The 24,757-nt window shown below is 43.9% G+C and carries 17 protein-coding genes and 2 pseudogenes; 3 read left to right on the top strand and 16 right to left on the bottom strand.

Going from position 1 to position 24,757, the window contains the following annotated elements; genetic code table 11:
• Window positions 1–5: 5 nt before the first annotated feature.
• The 10 genes and pseudogenes from ACTQ5J_RS07545 to ACTQ5J_RS07500 form a co-directional block, all read right to left on the bottom strand.
• Window positions 6–1,652 (bottom strand): CotH kinase family protein, encoded by a 1,647-nt coding sequence (locus ACTQ5J_RS07545; RefSeq protein WP_441752013.1) that lies wholly within the window; start codon window positions 1,650–1,652, stop codon window positions 6–8.
• Complete coding sequence (locus tag ACTQ5J_RS07540) at window positions 1,633–3,387, bottom strand: CotH kinase family protein (RefSeq protein WP_441752011.1); 1,755 nt, start codon at window positions 3,385–3,387, stop codon at window positions 1,633–1,635. Before ACTQ5J_RS07540 ends, ACTQ5J_RS07545 begins: the two co-directional genes overlap by 20 nt.
• Window positions 3,388–3,395: 8 nt before the next feature.
• Complete coding sequence (pelG, locus tag ACTQ5J_RS07535; RefSeq protein ID WP_441752009.1) at window positions 3,396–4,850, bottom strand: exopolysaccharide Pel transporter PelG; 1,455 nt, start codon at window positions 4,848–4,850, stop codon at window positions 3,396–3,398.
• Window positions 4,838–6,274, bottom strand: coding sequence for a GT4 family glycosyltransferase PelF (gene pelF / locus ACTQ5J_RS07530; protein WP_441752007.1), 1,437 nt, complete (start codon window positions 6,272–6,274; stop codon window positions 4,838–4,840). The genes pelG and pelF overlap by 13 nt, the downstream gene beginning before the upstream one ends.
• Window positions 6,271–8,070, bottom strand: coding sequence for a DUF2194 domain-containing protein (locus ACTQ5J_RS07525; RefSeq protein WP_441752005.1), 1,800 nt, complete (start codon window positions 8,068–8,070; stop codon window positions 6,271–6,273). The genes pelF and ACTQ5J_RS07525 overlap by 4 nt, the downstream gene beginning before the upstream one ends.
• Entirely contained in the window at window positions 8,060–8,875 is an 816-nt protein-coding gene (locus tag ACTQ5J_RS07520) for a hypothetical protein (RefSeq protein WP_441752003.1), read from the bottom strand. The genes ACTQ5J_RS07525 and ACTQ5J_RS07520 overlap by 11 nt, the downstream gene beginning before the upstream one ends.
• Before the next feature lie 92 nt (window positions 8,876–8,967).
• The gene (locus ACTQ5J_RS07515; protein WP_441752001.1) at window positions 8,968–11,064 is read right to left on the bottom strand and encodes an NAD-dependent epimerase/dehydratase family protein; all 2,097 of its coding nucleotides are present in this window, start codon (window positions 11,062–11,064) and stop codon (window positions 8,968–8,970) included.
• A 21-nt stretch (window positions 11,065–11,085) separates the two neighbouring features.
• Window positions 11,086–13,215, bottom strand: a complete 2,130-nt coding sequence (locus ACTQ5J_RS07510) for an EAL domain-containing protein (protein ID WP_441752000.1) — start codon at window positions 13,213–13,215, stop codon at window positions 11,086–11,088.
• 1,159 nt (window positions 13,216–14,374) lie between these two features.
• Window positions 14,375–14,700: pseudogene (locus ACTQ5J_RS07505) on the bottom strand (type II toxin-antitoxin system PemK/MazF family toxin).
• Window positions 14,694–14,927, bottom strand: a complete 234-nt coding sequence (locus ACTQ5J_RS07500) for an AbrB/MazE/SpoVT family DNA-binding domain-containing protein (protein ID WP_441752284.1) — start codon at window positions 14,925–14,927, stop codon at window positions 14,694–14,696. The pseudogene ACTQ5J_RS07505 and the gene ACTQ5J_RS07500 overlap by 7 nt, the downstream one beginning before the upstream one ends.
• A 356-nt stretch (window positions 14,928–15,283) precedes the next feature.
• Here ACTQ5J_RS07500 and ACTQ5J_RS07495 point away from each other — a divergent pair, with 356 nt between their 5' ends.
• Complete coding sequence (locus ACTQ5J_RS07495; protein WP_441751998.1) at window positions 15,284–16,066, top strand: RtcB family protein; 783 nt, start codon at window positions 15,284–15,286, stop codon at window positions 16,064–16,066.
• A gap of 1,637 nt (window positions 16,067–17,703) precedes the next feature.
• On the opposite strand, the gene ACTQ5J_RS07490 is transcribed toward ACTQ5J_RS07495, so the two are convergent.
• From ACTQ5J_RS07490 to ACTQ5J_RS07465, 6 genes and pseudogenes are all read right to left on the bottom strand, one after another.
• Entirely contained in the window at window positions 17,704–18,390 is a 687-nt protein-coding gene (locus ACTQ5J_RS07490) for an ABC transporter permease subunit (protein WP_441752282.1), read from the bottom strand.
• Between the two features lie 8 nt (window positions 18,391–18,398).
• On the bottom strand, window positions 18,399–18,764 hold the full coding sequence (locus ACTQ5J_RS07485) for a hypothetical protein (protein WP_441751996.1): 366 nt from the start codon (window positions 18,762–18,764) through the stop codon (window positions 18,399–18,401).
• A gap of 133 nt (window positions 18,765–18,897) precedes the next feature.
• Window positions 18,898–19,647, bottom strand: a complete 750-nt coding sequence (gene dagF / locus ACTQ5J_RS07480) for a 2-dehydro-3-deoxy-phosphogluconate aldolase (protein ID WP_441751994.1) — start codon at window positions 19,645–19,647, stop codon at window positions 18,898–18,900.
• Between the two features lie 15 nt (window positions 19,648–19,662).
• Window positions 19,663–20,778 carry a DgaE family pyridoxal phosphate-dependent ammonia lyase gene (locus ACTQ5J_RS07475; protein WP_441751992.1) on the bottom strand — a complete coding sequence of 372 codons (1,116 nt, stop codon included), beginning with the start codon at window positions 20,776–20,778 and terminating at the stop codon, window positions 19,663–19,665.
• Window positions 20,762–21,888: pseudogene (locus ACTQ5J_RS07470) on the bottom strand (amidohydrolase/deacetylase family metallohydrolase). Before ACTQ5J_RS07470 ends, ACTQ5J_RS07475 begins: the two are co-directional and overlap by 17 nt.
• 390 nt (window positions 21,889–22,278) lie before the next feature.
• A complete protein-coding gene (locus tag ACTQ5J_RS07465; RefSeq protein WP_441751990.1) occupies window positions 22,279–22,575 on the bottom strand; it encodes a hypothetical protein in 297 nt (98 codons plus the stop codon).
• A gap of 242 nt (window positions 22,576–22,817) precedes the next feature.
• Here ACTQ5J_RS07465 and ACTQ5J_RS07460 point away from each other — a divergent pair, with 242 nt between their 5' ends.
• Window positions 22,818–23,450 carry a hypothetical protein gene (locus tag ACTQ5J_RS07460; RefSeq protein WP_441751987.1) on the top strand — a complete coding sequence of 211 codons (633 nt, stop codon included), beginning with the start codon at window positions 22,818–22,820 and terminating at the stop codon, window positions 23,448–23,450.
• A gap of 97 nt (window positions 23,451–23,547) precedes the next feature.
• Window positions 23,548–24,726, top strand: coding sequence for an acetyl-CoA C-acetyltransferase (locus ACTQ5J_RS07455; protein WP_441751985.1), 1,179 nt, complete (start codon window positions 23,548–23,550; stop codon window positions 24,724–24,726).
• The last annotated feature ends 31 nt before the right edge of the window (window positions 24,727–24,757 follow it).

Here is a 24,757-nt window from a genome sequence, read left to right as displayed (position 1 = left end):
GCCTCCTAATTGATTTCTACCCCGCCGTAAATGGTCCGTCCGAGCCCATCCAACGAGATATTTCCGCATACAACGCGCTCTCCATCTACTGTAACACCAACGACTCTTAAGTAGTAGCTGCCCGCCATTTCGTATTCGAAGCGGCCCTCGTTGATTGGAAGGGTCTGGACGATTTCCGAAAAACGCCTGTCCGCAGCTATTTCCGCATAATAAGTCAGGTCTGCTTGGGAAGCAAAGTTTATCGTGACGGTATTGCCTTCCCGTGTGTACGTTTCGATATATGGTGGGAGAACGTCGTAATTGATGCTGTCCACCTGCGCTATATTATCGACCAATGCAGCAATGTAAGGCTCCACATCGGCAGCCGGAATCGGCAACTGGATGATTTCCGGCATACTATACAGGTAAGGCAAAAGCTGCTTTGTATAGCCTGCGACGGTTTCCGTTATCCGTTCTTCGGTCAGTATTGATCGGATTTCAGTAACTTTTTCCCTGAGCTTCATGCGGTTTTTTTCTTCTTTCAAATATATCCTGAATACCTTGTTGTTCATCAAGTAGGCATAGCTTTGCCACTCCGGAGTTTCGAAAGCATTTCGGAAATCTTCCGGTATGAAATACCAGGTTTGACTGTTCTCCGGACTGTAGATCAAATAGTCCGTCACAGTTGCTTCGACATTCCCCATCAGCAGACTGAGGGCTGCGTACGTCAACAGGTTATCCTCATTAAAGGAACCGGACAAGAGCACATCACTCGTCACTTCAGGATCGTCGAGGAGAGCCAATACCTCCAGCAATTTGCTGTGATCCGTCGTCTCTCGGATGCCGAGCACCGATTCAAACGCTTCTTCATCATAGGCCGGATCGTCCATTGCACGGATTTCGGTTTGTTGCTCAAAACGAAAATTCTTGGCGCGGTACAACGTAGCATTTTCGTTCAAACCATGGGCTCTCAGAAAAGTTTTATTCGGTTGTTCCACTAAAGTATAGATGCCCATATCCTCCCACTGGAGCAGACCGCCCTCGGTTGTGTCGTAGACGAACAGACGCACAAACTTGCTTCTCAAGCTGGCCACATCCTCGAGTTGACTAGCTAAGTCCAAACCTAGCTTGATCTTCATCCGCGAAGCATCGTCGTTATTTTTGATCAGATTGAACGACTTCATGCCTTCATACAGACCGGCCCGGTCGTATAATTTCAGTTGCCAGGAACGCGATCCGATTCGATCCGTATTTCCTTTCACGGTCAACTTCGCGTTCGCTGTGAGTTCCCCGAATCCAAACCCAGTCACGGACGTCGGTGCCGATTCATCGCCTTCCGTCAAAATAACATCGACATAAGGCTCGACTCCTGTGACATCGCCTTCTGTATAATTTTGAAGATAAGAAAAGGAGAACACGTCGCCTTGCTCCGTATCTTTCCCTGGCTGAATTTTTAAATAAAGGTGTTCCAGTTCGTCCGCATACACGTCATAGATTCCCTTGTCTTCGTTCAAGGCACTGCCGTTCAAGACGGATACCTCTGCATTCCAGATTTCTTCATCATAATAGGCGCTGTCATCATACAGATAGTCCGCGCTACAACCGGACAACAGCAGCAACAAAAAGGGCAACAGGACTATCCGGGAATGCTTTTTATGGTAATTGTGTTTCACTGTCGTCAGCCTCCTTAATTTCCCCATTTTGAACCGAAAATTTCTTCATCCCGAACCGTATTAATTTCTGGTAGCCTGGCTCCACCTTGCAGCGATCAAAGGAAACTTGTCTGTTTCCATTGTTATCCATAGCAACCGCTTGCCAATAATAAATTCCATCAGCCAAATCGACATTTTCTGCAAGCACCTGGTTACTGGTAGTCGTCTGCGACCAGATACTGGTTGCAGCAGGATCATCTGGATTAGTGAAAATAGATACCTCGTACGAAAGCACATCATTCTGAAGATCAACGGCATCCTCCCAATTCATTGCGATACCATCAGCTTCTTCAGAAATAGTATCCAGATAAAATGGCATCGGTGCTTCCAAACGTTCATAGTAGGTCGCGTAGTTATAGCTTAAAGTAGCCGGCATCTGATCGATCCGCTCTAAAATATCCGAAGGCTTCATTCTTTTCACTTCTTCCAAGTAAGTCCGATCAGCTTGTGAAGCTATGACATATTTTTCATAGATTTCTCTATATTTTTGGGCTTTTTCTTTGATTCCATCTTGCATCATCGCTTGATATAGACTATCGATTTTCTCGTTGAGAGCAACAACATTTTCCGGCGTCTGGAAGAACTTCCGATGCAAAGAAACGCCCCAGTATCGCTGCAGACCAAACCACTTGGCATATTCGGATGTTTCCCATTCAGAAGAACTGATCATCGAGACATCATAATCCCAAGGCAAGAAATACCACTTATCGACGTTCGACGGCGAATAAAGCAGAAAATTCCGGGACATCGTATCATAGTTATTCAGTAGGATATTCAAGGCAATCCAGGTCAGATAGTTTTCACGGTCAAAGTATTGGTCAAAAATGTCATCGAATGCCGTTCCTGGTTCATTAATGGCCGTGATCATCTTCAGCAACTTGTCATCTCCAGGCTGGTTGATGTCTCTTAAAATCAACGCTGCATCCAGGTTCGAATGAACCTGTTCCGCTTCTGCTACCGTAAACGCAAAGTCTACCGGCTTCAGAAAAGTCGCATTCTCATTGAGTCTACGGACCTTCAGATACTCATCATCGACATTTTCGACATGCGTGAACAAGCCATAGTCGACATAAGCAGCCGCTGGATCGGTACCATCTTTTATTTGTACATGCATGAAATTTGTCCGGACACTGGTGAATTGTGACAGACCAATCATCGTATCAAAGGCAAACTTCTGAGTGATCCGTGTATCGTCGGAAATGTGCTTGTTGAGATTTAGTTTTTGTTGCCCCTGAAAAAAGCGTGTTTGCTTGGATAAGTTGATTTTATAGGACTTCTGATCAAAGTTCCGGGCGCTCTGTCCGCGCAATTCAATTGTTGCGTTGAGACTCTCGCCCTCTTCCCCAGCCACTACTTTACCCGTGTCCGGATCGATTACAAACACATTGACTTTCAGTTCCGGATCAAAGGTTCTGCCTTCTATTTGATTGAGTTCCGTCAGATCGAACGACTCACCACTTTTGCTGTCCAAGCCGGTATACACTGTCAGATAGACTTCATACACTTTAAATTGATCTTCTTCCTTATATAAACCCAAGTTATCTTCCAGCGTTGTATCATAAACGATGTCGGTGGGGATGCTGCTTTCTGGCTCCTGCTCTGACTCCGCATGGTTTCGATCGGCAAAAAAATAAAACAGCCCCACGCTCAGCCCTAAAACAAGCAGGGCAGTAAAGCCAAGCTTATACTTATTCAAAAATCGTCTCATTTCTTCTCCACCCCATCATTAAGTGCAGCGACAAATTTTTCGAATCTGCCCCGCGTCAAGGACGGCCGTAAGGCGCCCGTTGTAAAAATAACAAAATTGATTTCCTGCAATGTTTCCCGCAGTTTGACCATCGTATACGCCAGCGTCAAAAAGGAGGAAAATACGATACCCATTCCGTAAAAATCTCTCCCCATCATCAAAGTCAGTTGGCCGAAGACCAAGTTAAGGAATAGCCCCAGCAAAAAAGTGCGCATGCTGTCATCATAATTTTCAAAATACTGCATCAGAGTGCCTCCCAAAAAGGAGAAATACAGCAAATAGATACCTAAAACGAGAGCAGGAAAAACTTCAATCGTCAACGATGGTGCTCCAGTCTGTTTAAAAAACAGCAAGCCGATGATCAAACAAAACATCGAAATCAAACCCTGCACTTCCATGCTGTAGAGGAATTCCTCCCACATGCTTCGCTCCATCTCCTGCTTGCGTTTTTTAATTTCCAATCCCGTACCGTAATTGATCGCATCCAGATACGCGCGATAGGTATCATAGAAAAAAACCTCCGTACGGACGACGAACAAGACCGCGGCCGGCAAAATTGAGTAGACCGCAAAGGCGGTGGCCAAATCGAAAGCTTCGGAAAAATGGAACACGGAAACCTGTTGTTTGGTGGCCGGATGATTCCAAAATAAAAAAATATGGGCATACAGCGTTATGGTATAAGCTACATTCGAGAAAAAAAGTTTTGGATATTTTTTAAAATACAAGAGAAATTCGAAATAATTGCCGTTCATTTGCTTAAAAACTTTTCTCACGGCCATATAAAGGCCAATCAATGTAAGTAAGGTACCCAATGCAAAGTAAAAAATCAGATACACAACAATCGCATCATTTTGGTAAAGGAACCCTTTTGTGAGCAAAACCAAACCGATGACCGTACCCATCCCGATAATAAAGCTTTGGGCGATTTCTTTATAATTTTTTAGTGCAGACACATACGTCATCAACAGATAAATCAATCCCATCTGCATATACAGAAGATACGATAGGATTTTTAAGAGCAGTGGCAAATCCTGTCCACGCCCGAGCAACAAGATACCCGGCACGGAAAAGACAACAACATAAAGCGTCAGCACACCTAAAATGGAAGAAGCAATATCCGCATGCTTCCGGTTCCATAATTTATCCGCGATGTAACGGGACAGAACAATCGTGATTCCGGAAGTGAAGATGAGTGGAAAGATAAAGGAATGAACAACAATCGCCGAGTAGAGCTGCTCGGAATAAAGCGAATCGAAACTATCACGCAACAAGACTTTGACCACCATCAACATGCCGATCGTGATCAGAACATGTCCGATCGTAACGAAAATAGAGTAAAAACCTCCTTTGATATGCGCAGCAACTGTATTTTTCTTATAAATTTTTTTCAGCTCAAATCCTATTCCAGCCATTGCCTATCGCCTTCTCCCAGTAATTGATATAGTTCCCGGTATGCGCTGATAAATTTATGTTCACTGTAATATTTTTCAATCCTCATTTTGCCTACTTCACCAAACTGGCTGGCTATTTCCGGATTTTCAAGCAAGGTGATGATATTACTGGCTATTTTTTCGTAATCCATAATCGGTGCTAAGAGGCCACAGATACCAAGTGTATCCACAGTACTGCCTTCCAGCATCTCCCGGACACTCCCTACATTCGTGGAGACGCACGGTTTGCCGGCAGCCATCGCCTCCATCAAGGCCAGCGGTTGCGCCTCGCTCAAGGAAGAGAGGACCAGCACATCCATTTTACCGATGTAGTCGCGAACCTGCACTCTGCCGGTAAAAATCACATCTTTAGTCCCCAATTCCTCCAGTAGATCCAGACACTCTTGATAATATTCAGGCGCTTCGTCATTGGGACCCATCAGATAAAAGCAGGCCTGAGGCATATTCTGCTTGACCAAATCGAACGCATACAACATTGTCTTGATATCTTTGATCGGGCTTACCCGGATAACCGCGCCCACATTCAAAACTTGCGCATTTTCTTTTTGCGGTAAATCCAAAAAATTGGCGACATTGATGCCGTTCGCAATGTAATCGCATTTGATTGGATCCGCCCCCAATTCTATCTGAAGCGCATTGTTCATATCGAACAACGCCAGAATACGATCGGATTTCATATAAGCTGCTTTCGAAAGATTCTTAAAATAACGGATCCAAAGCTGCTTAAAATCCGCAGGCACCCAATCTGCTTTGATGATTTCCTCCTCCCGTTCGCGGGTATAGATACCGTGTTCAGTAAGCAACATTTTGCCGCCCCACTTGCGTTTGCCCAGCGCTGCGGCAATCCCCGCATAACCAGTCGACACCGCATGGTAAATATCAGCTTGTTCAGGCGGATGGTTCAAAATGTGAAAAAGGGTCAGATACATCGAACGCATCGTCCATAAAAATTCCGAATACACTGCCATTTGATGATGCTCATAATAGATGTCCTGCATAATCGCATAAAAATCTTTGCTCATCAAGAACTGGGCAACAGGCCATTGCTGCCGTAAAAAAAAGTCAAAAATCGAATCCCAATGTTCAACCTCACCCATGACCAACTTCGTAAAAGCTTCTGCTTGCCAAGGCTCCAATTTGCCTCCAGCCGCAGCTTGCATATGAGCAGGTTGTTCTTGATAGGCGTCATTCAAGAACACTTCCTGGACGAAGCTGATATTTTCAGGCAGGTCGTATTTAAAATCCCCTTTCATGGATTCATCCGTTGCAATTGCATAGACAAAAAACTCATGCTCAGGAAAGAGCTTGACCAATTGTTGCACCCAGGATGAAACGCCCCCTACAGCATAGGGATAACTACCTTCGCATAATAAACAAATTTTCATGAATACTCCTCCCACTGAATGTATCCTTTCGGAGATTTTGGATAGATAATATGCATATTACCGATACTTTTGATTTCCGCATCCTCAGAGACGGGTGTCTTCTCAGTACGAAGCAAGAAAGTCACTCCTTCAATAAACAAATCGATTTCATAAGCTAAACCTTGCGCATCTTGTGCATAGTGGACTGTCATATCTTGATACTGTTCAATCCTTTCAGCTGCCTGTGTAGGCGTTGTCTTCTCCAATCCGTATGCTTGCTCTAGTTCATAAGCGCGCTGCACATCGGTTGAGAAACTCTGAAAATCGATCGTATCAGTCAAGAGACTGTAGGAATGAAATCCAAATGAGCTGATGCCCAAAGAATGGATCGCATTCGCTGTTCCCCATTGCGCCGCGCCGGTTTCCGTAGTAATGGTATAGAGGTACTGATTCCCTTGGTTGAGGGTGGTGAAGTCCCCCAATAACTGATCCGGGTACGCGATCATGTAGCGATTGAGTACCGTTTCAACATCTGGAAACAACGTAGCGATGCGGCTCAAAGTCTCAGATCCGATGCGTCCTTGAGGCGGTATGTAGGAAGTTACGGTGTAACCTTGCTGCACATCCTCTAGATAATGCTCGGCAACCTGAATCGATTCTTGCATCCGCTGCTCATTTTTCCAGGGAATAAAATAACCGATTTCCTCCAGTTCCCCTGCTAAGCCGAGCGGATGGTTGGAATAGCCGCCGATCAGAATTTCCCCGCCACTCGCAAGAACTTGCGCAGTATACAAACGAAACTGGGATCTTTGCAACGTTTCGGGAAGTTGTTCATTAAACATTTCACTGTAATCAACGGTATAGCTCATGCTGACTTTATCGCCGTACATTTCGGAAATATCCTTGAATAATCGAAAATAACGGTTCAAGGTAAAGTCGTCCTGGTCCACACCGGTCTGCGCTAGAATAGCGCTGTTCCTGATTTCGGCAGGCACAACAAGATCTTCCAGCACGGTCGTCGATACGTTGTAGAACGGCTGAACCATCGCCTGGTCGTTTGGCTCAAACAGCCCTTGGTACAAGGCATAAGCCAATACCCCCCTACTTTCGGAAGAGGCCAAAATTTCTGAACTACTGACCAAAAAATTTCCCTCGCCGTAAGGCAACGACCACATCAAAGGCAGCCCCTCAGATGCCAGTAATAGTTCGCTGTCTTTCGCTAAGCGAACCTTTATGGACATGTCGACAGTACGCGGAATCTCATATACGGCATTCGCTTCCCCCAAAACGCCTCCTGTATCCTGTATCCGATCGATGGAGAAGTTCTCATACTGACTCTCCAGAACCCCGATTTTTCGAAGATTGCTAGAGTAACTGTTCCGATCAAAAGGCAAATAAGGAAAGTAAGCAAACTTACCGGAACGGACATATTCCATAACCGCACTCATGTACGCCCCATCATCGAAATTTGTAAGGAACACGAGCAGCATGTCATACTGTTGTAGCTCCGACACTTTGCTCGCCTCAATATATTCATACTGATAATCCAGATGGGTCAGATACTGTGCCGTCCCTTCGATTAAATAGCCCTTGTTAGGGTCTTTCCCGTCCGCTAGGATACCGATTAGCGGTGTGTCCGTTTCGACGGTCAGGGCTTCAAGCGGTTCGCCTGCTGAAACGGGCTCTTCACGCGCGATTTGGTCATCCCGCGTGTTATTCAACACGCCCATCCGCGAAAACTGGAATACAAGCACAATTGCTGTAAATAGCATCACAATCCCAAGCGTTTTGGCGAATTTTATCTCATTATCTTTCATGCCTCACCTCGTTCTGCAAAAAAAACTGCAAAATATCATAATGATAATCCGTCAGCACCAGGTCCGCTTTTCTCAATTCGGCCAAATACCTTCGGAAATCCTCGGTTCGCCGAAAAGCATAGCTCGCTTTAAGTGCTGCCACGTAGGCATCTTGGCTGCTTGTCTCTTGAACAAACCGTTCCACTAGTGCCATCGTTTTCTCCTTATATCCCAAGTGCGTCAGATAGGCCAACAACGTCGGAAACCATTCCTGCTTGTGGAGTGGATCCTCCTCTTCCCATTCATCTATAAACGCACAAAACAGTTCTTCATATTTACGGATTCGATTTTCATTAAGTGCACCACTTTCGATATAGGCTTTTATTGAAACAAGATACCGTGCGGCATTTTCATCAGAGGGATTGTTGAGAAAATCATTTTGGGTTGCCGAAAGTTTTCCTTCTAAGCGATCCTTCATCCCAACAATCGCCGCAGATGCATAATGGGACACTTCTGTATCCGAATCTCCAAGTGCAATCTGAAGCTCTTTTACGTATTGTGCGGAATCATAAGAAAACAAATCCATCACAACACTGCGCTTTTCATAGACACTGTTGATTGCCAATACGTCTTGAATCGAAATGATTTCCCGATCTTTAGCAATATCGGCGATGTACAATTTCTGGCGCTTCGCCTTCGCTTCACCACTGAAGCTATCCAATCCGACGGTCTTATGCGTATCAAAAATAGGAAACTTCAGAAATAACAGCCCTGAAAAAGGCAGGAGGAACAGAATCAGCCACTCGTAAGCGGCGCCTTTGGTCACTCCTCTTTTTAGGATGAAACTGAGAATGACTATCACGAGCAACAGAACATAATACACCAACAAGGCACATATCAGTATTTGCTCCGCCGTCCTCATAAGATACTACTCTCAATTCCCAAAGCTTCGATCCTGTCCCGCACGATAGAAACATTGTCATGATTCGCACCATATAATATGATCCCAATGTTCCCATTCTCGAGCCTACCGATTTCATCGATATTCCGCAAGTTACGACGGATCAATGTAACTTTCGCTTGGTCTTCATCACTCGCGGGAATCTCCAATACCGTGAAATTGAAGCTGGACTCCTGAGAGGCTTTCAGCGCGGTATCATAGGAAGATTGGAAAAAATTCCTTTTTAGGATGCCGGTATTTTCTTCGTAGATGATTTCCGAGATGACTTCTTGGCGATTGGCTGCTTTCTGACAAAAACTATTGATTATTTTCCCACTGATCTGGATCAGATTCAAATAATAGCGTGTGAATTTTTCAAGAGGGTAGTCCTCGATGACAGTTATGGCGACCACTTCTTCGTTGACCAACACAGGAACGATGATGCTCGGCATCTCAGTGTCCAAATATCGGTTCATATAGACTTCCCTCCTATCGATCACACGTTTAAAGCCTTCCCTGTTCACATAACGGAAAGTCGAAGGGACCTTCGTACTTGGTTTCCCTATAAAAGCAAACCTGCGTACGAATCCGGATTGTTTTTGGACAATATAGACACTGATGTTTTTTTCACCCGTCAATTGTCGCACGACTTTCGGAATATTCAGCAACACTTCGATCACGGACTTCATCTCGATCGCGTCATAAACGGTATGCAACTTGGAAATTCCATTTTCATACCCGACCAGTTTTTGTTCCTGATACTGTTTGGACACCGCCAGCTCCCCGTTGATTTCATACAAACGATTATTCTCATCGGCGAGATAGTCGATTTCTGTTTTTAAATGCACTAGCCTGCTGGTTTTTCTTTCAATGACATACCCGACAGTAAGCGCAATTGCCAGATACAAGAGATTTTCAATCAGAAATGGGTAATGCAGAATAAGCACGCTCGGACCATAACCCACTTGACCCATTTCATAAATATGATAGCCGATCGTCAACAGGCTGGCATAGATGCCATGGGAGACCCCTCCGAAAGCCGCAGCAGCTATGATAAAAATGAAAAGCGGCTCAATTCCTATATCCAACAAGCTAGCTTGCTGACCAAAGGCAACCAACGCGAACAAAATCGTATGCGCAACAAAGTTCTGAAAGTTTTTATTCTTGGCAAAAACCAGCCTGTCTTCGCTTGCGTTTTCAGTTTCCTGGAGAACCGTTTGCTTCGCCAATACTTCCAGCATATCCTGTGTATCATGATGCCGGACCCAGCCAATCTCACGCAGCGCTTTTCGGCAAGCTGGCGCGACGCCGAGCACCTTCTTCTCCGACAGCCTCCCGACCTGTGCCTCCATTTTTTCAGCGAGCCGATTATACAACTCTGCTCCCGTCATGGCTTCTGAGCCACAGATATCATAGATGCCGCGCACGTTTTCGTTTATCGCTTTCAATACGGCATCAGCCAAATCTCCTTGAGAAACAGGAACCAGTTTCTTCGCTGCAACTTCTTCGGTAAGACCCTCGCTCTGGTTGACGGCACGTAGAATATTGCTTAATTCCTCGGTCACGTTATCCGCGGACCACGTTTCCCCGACCCTGAATATGACATTCAACAACTGTTCTTCATTCCGGAAACTCATCAATAGATTTTCACAGGCAAGCATCGTTTTTCCTGCCATCGAGACCGGGTTGTATGCAGTAGCCTCATTTTCATCGGAACCCTGCTCATTCCCATATATCTCCAACGAAGAGAGGTACAAAAATTTATGGATGCCATAGGCTGCCGACCCTTGCGCCAACACGGTCATCCGGGCGATTTCTTTTCGGGCTGCTTCTTCCGTACGAATTGCGTCCGAGTGGAAATAAAGGATCATATCCGGGGCTTCATACTTCAGCACGTCAGCGATTTTTTCTTGGGATTTCGCCAGATAGACGCCATCCTTGCTCACCTTAAAACTTTCGTTATCATCAGGCTGTTCCTCTTCGTTTATAGAAACGACCCGATGCCCCGCGCGCCTGAATTTCATGGCGAACAGTTTCCCTAGACTTGTATCTGCTCTAAAAATAATTATTTTCATCTATTACACCCGCCATTCCATCTATACGTTTACTTCACTAGCCGGTTGCCCAAAAACATAACCTTGCATCAAATGGATGCCAAGTTCATGCAGTGCTTGCTTCTCTGCTTCGTTTTCAACCCCTTCGGCTATGCACCCTAGACCAAATTGCTCGCAATATTGGTGGATAGCACTTACGAATAACTTTTGCTTCTGATCTTTATCGATAGCCACGATGAACTTCCTCGGAATCTTCACGCAATTGAAATTGAAATCATACAACAGCTCGATATTGGATGATTCCGTTCCGTAATCATCTGCCACTAGCACAGCATGATGTTTCTTGGCAAAGTTCTCGCGTTCTTCTACATACTTAATGCTGCGTTCAACCAATTCCAAGTACAGGCAAAAACCTTTCGCATAGAGAAAATCAGCCACCCAGGCGATATTTTCATCAAACAACGTATCCGAGGAGATATTTATGGAATAATAATAAGCAGGAATCGTACGTTTTTCCAAAGCATCCCGCAACCGCTTAAAAATAATCCGGTCCGTTTCTCTCGTCAGCGAGAATTCTTGGATATCCTCAAAGAACGTTCCCGTATTTTTGTAGGCATCATGGTCCACACGGGTCAACACCTCAAAAAAAATTGGCTTATCTGTATACGTATCCATGATAGGTTGATAAACGGCATATATTTTTTCATGCTGGATAATGGTGGACAAGAATCGCACTCTGCGTTGTTTCTTGATGTACTCTTTGTATTCGTAATCTTTGAATGAATAGTAATGCAACAGGTTCTCTTTTTTTAGGACTGAACGGCAATACAATAGCTGCTTGAGTATTTCCTGGGCGTCATCGTAAGTTTGGATTTCATACGTATACGTATCGCGGAATCCCATCCGGTTGAAGCTACTGATCATCGTACCATCCATCTCGATCCGTGCGTTAAGCAACTGCACAATTTCGGTTTTCAGACGCTTCCCTGACTGTTCACGATCATATGGCAAGACTAAGATGTACTCACCGAAAAGAATCGAGAATACTTCCAAATCAGCAAATCGGACACGTACCGCATCTAGAATCGCCTGGTGGAATTTTGCTTCCAATTCGATATCGTATACCGAATATCCTGCCGTCCGAAGATCGGTCTCTAAAAAGATTAATAAAAAGTCTTGCTTTGCTTGTGCATGCTGCTCCTTAACCTTTTCCAGAAACTGCTCGGCAAACACCGTGCTTTTCGGAAGATTGGTCAACGTGTCTTTCTGGGTATGCACATACAGAATATCTTCTTTCGAAATGCGACCGGTGTCATCACGAATAAAACCGAAAAAGTCCTGTTTGAAAATGGCATGCTGTTCAAATCGGATGTGTCTGACGTCTCCGACACCAGGAATCAAAAAGAATCCGGTGCGAACACCTACTTGCTGGGGACGCTTGTCGTTCACGATAACTTCCTCGAGAAATAATTGCCAGTCTTTCCACGTGTACGCTCGTTCTTCTAAACCCAGAAAGCGCGCCATTCTTTTTGAGAAATAGACTCGATCCATTTTCCCGTTGTAATAGAAAGTATTCATTTCATTGAACATCTGAAAAAACAGATCCAGATACTCCCGGACATAGATCAAGCGAGTTCCCTTTCGGCTCATGAATAGAGCAAGCCCGCTGATGATCAAGATCACCGTACCTACGATAGCGACCGACCATAAAGCTCGTCCATCATAAGCAAGCTGATGTTGCGTCAACACCGCTTCAGAGAATAGAATCGGTAAGAGGGTACAAAATCCGACATATATTTTAAGCAAGCGTTGTTTCATTAAAACATCGGTAACGAGATGGACTACCGAAAACAAAACAGCCGTCAGCATAAAACCGCCACTTATCCAAGTGCCGAACAGATAGGCAAGATGCGCTGGATACAGATTCTTCCTATCCAAGGGAATCATGATCAGCAACAAGGGGGCTGCACTCATGATGACGTACCCATCATGCTCCAATCGGAATGTCGTACTCAACAAAACTAAAAAGGCAAGACAAGTTGTCCCTACCCACTTCGCGGTCTCGGAATACGCGAACAAATTATCCAATAAGATCAACAGTGCCGTAACAAACAACGTGAACCCTATACTGGTCACTACAAAAAAAAGACTTTCCAGAACAATATTTTCCATACCGCACTACTCCATTATCAGAATCAAATCCAATCATTATTTGTTGTTCTTAACTTAATGTTTCTTATTACTATTATAACAAAAAAAAAACTACACAATGATATTTCTATTCAAGATAGGCAACGCCTTTTTCAGAAAATGAATAAGCAACTAAGCAACCTTGAGGATAGGGTGGCTTAATCCTGAATTATTCATAGGTTTTCAGAAAACACCTTGAAATGTTGTTCTATCAACGTATTCTTTATGTCACTTTCACACCCAAAAGTTTTGAAAAAAGAACACCTATCTATTATGGTTAATGTACTACCAACAACCATAGTAAGGGGTTCTCTCAATGGCAAATTTACACGAAAAAACTCTAAAATTCAATCGGAAATGACGGATACAAATAGACAGCTTGCACCTTCGCCTCTTCAAAGTGGCTGGCAAGCTAGTCCGTAGCGGACAAAAGTTATTTTGGAAGACGTGTTCTTCTCGTGTCTAACAAAACCCGTTCCATCACTTATTGGACAAAATCCAGCAACTCTGTTGACAGGGCTGAAAGCCAACTGAAGTTTTAACCTTTTTCTGATTCCAAGTGGTTCGTGCGCCCAAAACCAGAAAGAATTTCTTCCCGTTTCTTAATCGCAAACCTATATTGAACCAATGGTGCGATTAGCAGTCGAAAGACAATGATAAAAAAAACAGTTTTCCGAAATTAATGAACAAAATCTAGAAGTATAAATAATTCAGGTTAGTGGCGAATTGTGGTGTTTTCGAAGATTTCATTCATGCTTCTACGGTATTAAACTATTTTGATTTTATCATACCTTCTATTCCCAAATCAATTTTAAAAAAAGCTTATACAAATATTCGCATAAGCGTTCCGTTCAGCCACTAAAATGCGTCAGGTCAGCGATTCGAATGCAAACAAAAGTATTAGGGCCAACTTACCTGGTAAAGGTTGAAGGATTGTAGAGTGTTCCGAGGTTGGTGGGTCTGATGGCGATTGGAGCTATGATGTGGATTCTTGAATTGAGTGACCTTCTCTAGGATAAACAGTCGTTTCCATCAAATTTAGGCTGATTTTGTATATTTTTGCTAGAGTTGCATTTATTAAAACTGTGTCCTAAGTAGCCTAGAGCATAAAAAAACCCCCTGCATCTCTACAGGGGGGGATTTAATTCTTTTCAAGGACTAACTTAACTTTATCCAGCAATTCAATCAAGAAATCATCACTAACAGACTCTGCATAGGTGTAGCATCTTGTGTTACAGTCAATCGCTACTACTTGGTTTAATAATACTTTTCTTCTTGTTTCAGTTTCTTCCAGCTCAACATAAAATGGATATTCTCTAGCGGTGTTACTGATAGGGCGAATACAGTGATATTAGAAGTTGTGTTAACTAATTCATGACTTAAACACATATAAGTTTTGCAACCTAGCTGTTCATGACCTGGCTTAAGATTTAGGTTAACTTTGATTATTTCACCCTGTTTTACCATAATTCATTCCCTACTGGCTCCAATTCCACTAATTCAGATTTAAATGAACCGCCTTGGTAATCTTTGAATAAATCTTGTGTTGACTGGTGTTTGGTGACTTTTTGAAGAATCAACTTATTACCCACTATCTCGAGTTCAATTAAGGTATTGTTCTCAAAACCTACTTGACGTAACGATTCTTTGGGGAATCTGATCACACTACTATTCCCCCATTTTTTATCTGTAATTCAGTCATAGCAAACAACTCTTTTTGAAATAGCTGACAAATCGAGAGCAGCCATAAACACCACCAGCATATCCACACTATTCCAAACCATTCACACCATAGTAGCCAATTATGCGATCCATTCGAAAGCCTTCAAATGCATTCGTCACATCAGACTCGCGCCTACGCGTTCGCTGTATGATAACAACACTAGCCCACAATTCGATTCTTAATCACAACTTGATCGACATTCAAATTCGTTCGCGTCATCACATTCGCCATTAGAATATCTGCGGCATCCACTTAGCCCAACTATCAACTCGTACGCCATTAACCAAACAAGAACTTAAGCGTCTAGACGAAGTCATCAAGCGTCATGTGCCACATGGAGCGGGTGTAAATCGCAAGCCAGTAAAAACGGACATTGACCTAGATGAGTTAACTTTTAAACCGAAGAATGTGAATCGCATTCGACAATCTGTCGGATCACTCGGCGGGGGGAATCACTTTATCGAAGTAAGTCAAATGAAAGAGGGATACGGCCTGATGGTCCATTCGGGGTCAAGAGGCTTAGGTTTCCAAGTCGCTAACCATCATCAACGGATTGCTGAACAAACAACCGGCCATCTAGTTCAACAAAAGGATCTCGCTTACTTAGAAGGTGACCAGCTCGATGATTACTTGAACGACATGCGCATCGCTCAACGTTATGCGAAAATTAATCGCTCGACCATGTTGGAGCAGATTGCACGCCATATGGGCTGGCAACTCGAATCCGTCGTCGATTCAGTTCATAACTATATTGGCGATGATGGCGTGCTTCGTAAAGGGGCGACCGATGCACGCGACGGCCAGCTAGTGATCATCCCAATCAATATGCGAGATGGCGCCATTCTCGGCCGCGGCCTAGGTAATTCAGATTGGAACAATAGCGCCCCACACGGTGCCGGTCGTTTAATGTCTCGTACCGCAGCCAAACATGCCATCCCACTCAAAGACTTTAAACAACAAATGGAAGGTATCTACAGCACATCCGTTAATCAGAAAACGATCGACGAAGCGCCTGATGCTTACAAACCGCTCTCACATATTATGGAGAATATTCATGAAACCATCGACGTGATCGAGATGTTGACACCCATTTATAATTTTAAAGCTTAAAGGATACTGATAAATATCATCAATCGACCTCCATGCTTAAAACACCCCCGACAAAGCCTATTATATCGGCGCTTGTGTCGGGGGTGTTATTGTAAACATATTTTAGATTCAAATCCAGTTAAAGTTAAATCTGATAATTCGGCTCCACTGATGTAGACAGTAGATTATTCCGCCAACAACCAATCAGCAATATAAACGATTGGAATCCCATCTATTTGTTCAACATCATGATAGCGACCTGTTACAACCATCTTCTTATAGTTGTCCTTGATATTTAAAAGATTATCAGTTAGATAATATGATCTTCCGATATATTCTCTTTTAGTAAGTATTCTCTATAAAGCATTAATAAGACTGATTCTCCAGAACGACGTACTCCCGTAATAACTTTTATGAAATCAGAATCTTTGAATTGTATCAGTTGATTTAGATAAAAGGGTCTTTGAAACATACTCTCACTCCTTGTAATATACATTACTATTCACTACGAATTTTACCACCATTTGAAGTTGACACACATGTTTTCTCACCAAATATGCCATAAGAAAGATAAAGGTGTCGCTCGCCAGAGCTTCCCGACGATTTACATAAGGGCAATCTTGTGCTGAATGGAGAATCTGGTCGACTCTTCACATAGAGCTGACTCGACTCTACCTTCCTAGCTACTCCCCCATACTTTCGGCCGAAGACGCCACCACCTGCCCACTTCTTACAAACAACCAGCTCGAGTTTCCCCACACAGCTCACCAACCAATTCGACAATTAAAAATAAAGGTAAGTATTCTGAAGTTTGGTAAATCATTCTTTATTTGTAAGCCCGTGATAGTGAGGTATCTATTCAACTATTTATGGACATGATAAACTAGCCTCGAAAGGGTACTTTCCAGGCAAGTTCCTGCGTAAATTGCTTTGTTTTCTGGGCTACCTGAAGGCTGACACCTTCTGAGCATTAAGAGATCCATAAGGTGTGCCGTCGGAACGCCGGCACGATTCTAAGTCTCGCTGCTTTAATCGAATCGTCGGTGACCAAAGGGAAACGACACCGCCTGTTACTTATAAGAAAAATCTCTATCTAACCGATTCTCTTGACGGATCGTTTAGATAGGATGCTAATTCAGCAAACCATTACTATGAATCGGCTAGAGGCCGATCCTCTCTAGCTGATATAAGGCAAGCTCTCGAGTTAACCGCTCTAATTACACGTCGTGTAAAAGCCACGTAACTATAGCGCGCTTACGTCTATCCAGCCGACTGAGATTTCGAATCAGCCCGATACATGTAGTGTTTGGTAAGTCCCTGATAGTGAGGTATCTATTGAACTATTTATGGATATGATAAATTAGCAGCGAAAGGGTAGTTCCCAGGCTAGTTAGTGGGTAATTTGCTTTGTTATTGGCGACAAGCTACTTGAGCTTCGTCAGACCAAGGCAGATGGCGTTCCCTATTAAAATTGAGACTATCCAGTTAATAGTTTAGTCTTTTGACGTTTTACTAGTAGACACCTCAATATCACGGGCTTACCTTTATTTTATAATCCTTGATACCAAAAAAAGACAGCCCACAATGAGCTGTCCCCAGGAGTTATATAAGCATGATCACTAAGAGCTCTACTAACTACCACGTGACCACTAAACACGCTAAATCTTCTTACGCTTGCGTTTTCTAATCGCAATCGCACTCTGTAAAACAATAAAGAAACAAAGTAATAGAGATAAGATAATTCGAACCCACCAACTCGATAGAGTTCCTTGAGTCGTTACCAAACTGGAAATTGTTCCTTTAATCAAGACTCCAAACAGAGTGCCTATCGGATTACCAATCCCACCTGATAACAAAGTCCCACCAATAACGGCTGAAGAAATCGCGTCCATCTCTAAACCTTTCGCTTGTTCTACGAAACCTGCCCCACTATTCAGACAGAATAGAAAACCACCAATCCCCGTTAAAAGACCTGATAAGGTATAGGTTAATAACTTCACTCTTTGGACACGGATTCCCATCATGAGGGCGCTCTGCTGGTTACCACCAATCGCATATAATTTACGACCGAAACTTGTATAACGTAAGACTAGAAAAATAAGCAGAACAACCAAAACCGCAATAATTACGGTTGGATAGATATAAGCAGGCAAGTAAACGCCCTTCTTATTGACCGTCCCAAATGGCAGATATATTTTATTATTGGCCCAAGACAGAAAGACTTCATTCTTGATCGCAATCATTTCTGTACTGACCTCTGCAGTCAATCCCCTGGCTAAAAACATCCCTGCTAAAGTTACAATAAAGGGTTGGATGTTTAAGTAGGCCACTAAATAACCATGCACCAACCAACCTAGCCCACCATCGACTCAAATCGACTAAGCAATTGTTTCTGCTCTTCGCCGAAGCCAACCGACACCGGTCTGGATAACAATTTAAAGGTATGTCCCTTCGCATCAAAACTAATTCTTGTCGCCATCAAGCTTGCAACCTCAACATTACTCACCGAACTCAGCGGGAACACCTCGACCGACTTCTCCTTAAATTTCATATCCATCTGGACCATCGTCAAATTCTCATCATCAATGACCACCACATAATACTTCGGCAACGGGAATTTGATTAGCTTGGCCTCTTCAAGATAACCGGCCACAGCATTCGCCGCCCCATATTTTCCTCTGACTAACTCTATATCGTCTTTTCCAATCGTTAATTTCACCACTCCACCTTCTCTCTAATTAAATTATACCGAAAGCGGAATAGACAGGTCGACTGAAAACCCTCAAGTCAAAATACGAAAAAGCAACCCGCCCTGCGATTTACCGCGGCTAGGTTGCCTTCAAATGTCTTCTTTATTTACCAGAATAATCCAAAGATCGCATCATCTCATACAAACTCCGCACATCCTCAGGACGTGTGTCACCGGTTGCCGAATCGATAATCGAGCTATAGACGTGAGGTATAATTTTATCCACACCCGCGTCTAAAGCGATTTGGACGATTTCAGAGAAGTTCTCTAAATCAATCCCACCTGTTGGCTCTAATGCGAAGTCATTGGCTGCACAAGCAGCTGCGACAGCCTGATACTCATCAAGATGAGCGAGGCCTTTCATCGGGAAGAATTTAACACTTGTGCCTCCCATATCTTTCAACATAGCAATCGCTACTTCCAGCGGCACTTCTGCCAAACCCGCTTGGCTACTCAATGGACCCGTCGCAATGTTCACGATGCCGACTTTACCTGTGGGTGAAATCAAACCATTGATGACAGAGTCGTTTTGGCCGAGCGCGCCGCGTGTTTTACCAACGCCTGTAAAGACTTGGTTAATATGTTGTGGCTGTAAAACAGCTGATAAACGAGTCACCATATCACTTTGCTTGGGGTCACCCGCTCCTAATCCAATCGATAACGCATTATCGGTCGCGGCTTGATATGCCTTCATTTCTTCAATAGCCGCTTCGTCCGTCTCAAAACTTCTAGAAAGGACGCCTAATACCACATGTCCCTCACTTGCTTGGAAACATGCCTTACCATTCTCCACAGAGTTAGCCAGAACATTCAGACAGACACGATTATTTAAATACTTAGGTGTTTTATTCATTCAGTACTTCCTTCCTTACTTGTTACTAGCTTGCGTTACGATGTGACGTAATGCGTCGACAATTTGAGACATTTCACTTTCGTCTACCGAGCGAATATCAAACTCCAGCACACCGTTATTAACTTGATGGTCGCGAAGATAAATCGCTGGCTGTCCAGCAATTAATAAATCACGTGCTGCCACACCTGATAAATTCACACCGTCTCCAAAAGTGACCTTTGCACGGTAAATGTCACGACCTGCTAAGTCTTGAACGACACTCGCATTAACCTCTGGAAGCTCATTCAACGCCTCCACGAAAGGTGCCAAACGTGACTTCATGCTTTCACCAGACTCTGAACCATGTTCGAGATAATATTCAATCGCTGCAGCTAGTCCAAGAATATTCTCTTTTCCAATCTTCATGGCACGGCCAATGCCTTTACCTTGCAGACGCACCCATTCAATGTATTCTTTTTTACCGATGACGATCCCTGAACTTGTTCCTTCTAAAGCCTTCGCTCCAGAATAGATAACTAAGTCGGCACCTTCTTCTAAATATTTGGTTAAATCTTGTTCAGCAGCCGCATCCACAATCAGTGGTAAGTCATGTTTCTTCGCAACCTCAGCTGCTTCAGAAACCGTCAACATACTCTTTTGAACCGAATGATGACTCTTGACATATAAAATCGCGACGGTGTCTTCAGTAATCATATCTTCGACTAAAGGTGGTGTACATTTATTCGCGTAACCTGCTTCAACAACACGTCCGCCGCCTAGTTCAACCATGGTTTGGATGGGGGCGCCGAAATCGACATTATGGCCTTTAGGCACAATAAACTCGCGAGCTGTTATGCGAGGGCTATAAGGATTGTAAACATGGTACTGGCTTCCTTTACCAATTAAAGCGGCAACAGATTGCGCAATCCCTGCTGAAGCTGACGACACAATTTGTGTATCCTCACAGCCTAATAGACCTGCTAAATATTTGCCGACTTGGCTATATAATTGATCCATTTCGAAGAAGCTTTTGCCACCTAAACGTTGCGCGTCAAGCGCTGCGTCAACGTATTTGGACACACCAAGCGCTGTCATTTTCCCACTTGCGTTAATGACTTGTTTTAAATCATATTTCTCATAAATTGATGTCATACTGTTTGCCTCCTACTATGGCCTTGACCGGTTGTAACCACTCATTTGCCTGACGTTCATTGCCCTGTGAATCGACTAAAGTCTGCGTACTTTCCACTCTATCAAAAATAGTTACATCCGCATCATAGCCTGCGACCAATTGTCCTTTACCTTCTAACTTGAAAACTTCTGCCGGTACAAGGGTCACTTTCTCAATAATTTCTGACCAGCTGTAACCTACAACATGTAACTTCGCTAAAGTCGTGGCGAAATTAAACACAGGCCCATCCAGACGATTGCGTGAATAAAAATATCGGTACTAATCATATGAGCTTTCATGCCTTCAGCAAAAGCTGTCTCAGACACATCAAAGTCAAAACTCGCCGTCCCATGACCAATGTCGAAGACTAAACCACGACGGTAATGTTCCCAAGCGAAGGCTTTAATTTGACCCCTTGAGCGGTCTAAAATCCCATTATCTTTTCCATTGAAACAGTGAGTCACAATATCACCTGCTGTTAATAAACTCAGCGTTTCTTCCAAGACAGGCGGTGCCGAACCGATGTGAACCATCAGTGGCAATTCCTTAAAGTGTTTGGCTTGAATATCCTTGGCCATTTCCAAGGGAATAATCCCATTGTCGCCGATGACTGTTTTACTCATACGAGCTTTGAAACCAATAATAAAGTCGCCGTATTTTGCCAAAGCTTCTTCGATTAAGTCTCTTTGAATTTTCGATAAATCTGCTAACTCATCTTGTTCAACTATACCCCATTTAGAGATATTTAAAAGAGCGAAGACATTCGTTTTAGCAGCCTTAGCTAAGTCGTGAAACTCGCCAACGTTTTCAGCGCCCGTTGTTCCGGCATCAATAACTGTCGTAACCCCCGACTCTATCCCAACTTTATCTGGGTAGTCATAGTATAAGTCCATCTTCTCAAAACAATGAACATGCCCGTCAATCCAACCGGCTGAAATATAGGAGTCACCGCCGAGGTCAAGCTCTTCTGATACGTTCGCCGCATCATAGGTCAACGTCGCACCGACTTCATGAATCTTGCCGCTTTGAACCGCAATTTCAATCCGTTTACCGTCAATCGTTTTCGCATTTTTAATTAATAAATCAATCACTTTAGTCCTTCTTTCTATCAAGTCCCTGCCCCAAATATGAATCAAAAGCCTGCTGCTTGGTCTGGCTGCTTGGTCTGCTGATTGGCAGACGTCTACCAAATCCACTGGCTAATTATCTATCTAAAATTACGCTTGCCAGCTTGCCTGCCCAAATATCTATGGAAAATATTGGGACGTCAGATACATTTCTCTCTCCCCTGCTTTACCAATATGAGGCAAAGGGCGATAGGCTAGCACGTTCACACATACCAGCCTACCCTTTATCAGATTTAGCTTATCACCTGATTGCCTGTTAATTAAATACCTTCAGGTAATGTGCCACCCATTAATAAGTATATACCGCCGACGATGATCGCACCTAAAATCGCGCCACCTACCATTGGTTTTTTTTTACTTGTAGAAAAAGAATGAGCAATCATCCCGCCGAGTTTCTTCCTCCGTATTCTCCAAATCAGAAAAGGAATAGGCAGCAATTAATTTCGGCTTATCGTCCGGTGAGAAATAATAACCAATGCCTTTTTTATTCAACAACTTCACGCCATGCTCTTTCAAAGTCTCACGCAACTGTGACAAATCATATTTAATCGTCCGTTCGCTGACCGCCCATTGGGCCATCAAAGCCTCGGTTGAACGCGGCGTGCTACTATAGAGTAGCGACTTCAACATTTCTAACTGTCTTTCTTGCACATTATCACCTATTCATCGCCCATTAATCCTGACTACAACTACAGTTTAGCACAGGAAATCAATGTAAGCGGTTATGCTATTGCACTTATGCAATGCTTTTGCCCTTACACTTTAACAACACCGCCCCTTGCCTTCAACACATCCCCATCCCCGAATAAACCAATAAACGACATAATGCTTTCTCTCCCCAACAACATCCCACCTGTGATATACTCAAGAAAACAGTCAAAGGAGCCCATCGTATGAACGACAAACACTCGCTGATCCTATTCGGTGTCACCATCCCACTCGCCGCCCTCGCCATCGCCCTCATGACCCAAACAGGCACAGGCACCTTGCCCGCCTACACACCGGCACTCGTTTTAAGCGCGGTCACCCCACTGACTTTTGGCAGCTGGACCATCCTGTTCGGCGCCCTATTGTTCCTCGTTAAAACCCTTATCAACATCAATCAGGGCAGAATAAGGCTGACTGATTTAGGGGCGATCATCCTATTAGGACTACTGATCGATTTCTGGTCTTTTTTGTTTCGCGGCCTATCGAACGCAAGCATTGGAGGCCAAGTATTTTGCCTGATACTCGCTTGCTTCTTGTTAGCCATTGTCACCATTCTACAAGGGGAACTGCAAATTTTCGTCTTACCGAGTGACGCACTAAACGACGCAATTGCCCACCGCACCATGCTCCACTTACCCAACCGATTCCAAATATTAGATATTATTTGCCTTGTATCAGGTATTATTTTATCTTTTATCTTTTTCCAGGAATTTTACGGGATTGGTATGGCAACTTTCGTGCCACCCCTCTTGGTTCCCTATTTGGTCTATGTGATTCAACAAGGGCTTTACAAGCTGGAAGACAGCGAGTTTTTCTAGTTAATTTATAACGGCAATATACTGATATAATAAAGTTGACAAGGTTTTCAAAGACGAGGATAATAGAAATATCAAACCAAAGAGGAAGGAAGATTTTGTGAGAGATGTTGTGATAGTTTCCGCGAAGCGTACTGCTATCGGCGCCTTCGGTGGCGTATTCAAAGATGTGACGGCTGTTGAACTAGGAACTCAAGTAGTAAAAAGCGTCTTGGAGGAGATTAATCTTGACCCAGCCCAAGTCAACCATTTAGTATTCGGTAACGTCTATAGTGCTGGCTTGAAAGGTAACTTAGGCCGTCAAGTCTTGATTCATTCAGGCATCCCAGAAACCGCAACCGGCGAAACAGTTAATATCCTATGTGGCTCTGGCCTGAAAGCTGTTATCAATGGCGCGCAAAGTATTATGGTTGGCGACAATGACGTTGTGGTTGTAGGAGGGGCTGAAAACATGACCCAGGCACCTTACGTCATGCCTGATTTACGTTTTGGCGCTCGCATGGGTGACGCAACTGTCATCGATACGATGTTACATGACGGTCTTATCGATGCCTTCCACGATTATCATATGGGCGTGACGGCAGAAAACATTGCCGAACAATATGGTTTTACGCGCGAACAACAAGATGATCTAGCAGCCGCTAGTCAAAACCGTGCCGAAGCTGCCATCACAAGCGGTCGGTTCAAAGACGAAATTACACCCGTCCGCGTGCCACAAAGACGTGGTGACGATTTAATTGTTGAGACAGACGAGTTTCCAAAATTTGGCTCAACCGCTGAAGGACTAAGCAAATTACGTCCCGCTTTCAAAAAAGACGGAACAGTCACAGCTGGTAATGCTTCCGGCATTAACGATGGTGCAGCTGCTTTAGTTTTGATGTCAGCCGATAAAGCAAAAGAATTAGAGCTCGAGCCTTTAGCAACTATCGCTGCTTATGGTGTTGGTGGTGTTGCACCAAGCATTATGGGAATTGGACCAATCCCAGCCTCTCAAAAAGCACTCAACAAAGCCGGCTTGAAAGCTGAAGACATCGACTTAATCGAGTCAAACGAAGCCTTCGCTGCTCAAGCGCTAAGCGTCATTGAACACTTCAACTTTGACCGCGAAATCGTCAACGTCAACGGTGGAGCCATTGCCTTAGGTCATCCAATTGGAGCAAGTGGTGCCCGTATTCTAGTGACTCTGCTTCACGAAATGAAAAAGCGCGACAGCAAAACTGGCCTAGCGACCCTATGTGTCGGCGGCGGTCAAGGTGTCGCAGTCGTCGTTAAACGCTAATTTATAACAACAACCGACCAATCAAAGCATT

The organism is Fundicoccus sp. Sow4_F4, from assembly GCF_052116145.1.
In the GTDB taxonomy this organism is placed as follows: Bacteria; Bacillota; Bacilli; order Lactobacillales; family Aerococcaceae; genus Fundicoccus.
This window is presented reverse-complemented; position numbering and strand designations above follow the sequence as displayed.

Bases quoted from the DNA above. Each gene is read 5' to 3' on its own strand.
- pelG (WP_441752009.1), bottom strand. From the start codon at position 4,850: ATGGCTGGAATAGGATTTGAGCTGAAAAAAATTTATAAGAAAAATACA.
- pelF (WP_441752007.1), bottom strand. From the start codon at position 6,274: ATGAAAATTTGTTTATTATGCGAAGGTAGTTATCCCTATGCTGTAGGG.
- ACTQ5J_RS07525 (WP_441752005.1), bottom strand. From the start codon at position 8,070: ATGAAAGATAATGAGATAAAATTCGCCAAAACGCTTGGGATTGTGATG.
- ACTQ5J_RS07515 (WP_441752001.1), bottom strand. From the start codon at position 11,064: ATGAAAATAATTATTTTTAGAGCAGATACAAGTCTAGGGAAACTGTTC.
- ACTQ5J_RS07510 (WP_441752000.1), bottom strand. From the start codon at position 13,215: ATGGAAAATATTGTTCTGGAAAGTCTTTTTTTTGTAGTGACCAGTATA.
- dagF (WP_441751994.1), bottom strand. From the start codon at position 19,647: ATGAATAAAACACCTAAGTATTTAAATAATCGTGTCTGTCTGAATGTT.
- ACTQ5J_RS07475 (WP_441751992.1), bottom strand. From the start codon at position 20,778: ATGACATCAATTTATGAGAAATATGATTTAAAACAAGTCATTAACGCA.
- ACTQ5J_RS07460 (WP_441751987.1), top strand. From the start codon at position 22,818: ATGAACGACAAACACTCGCTGATCCTATTCGGTGTCACCATCCCACTC.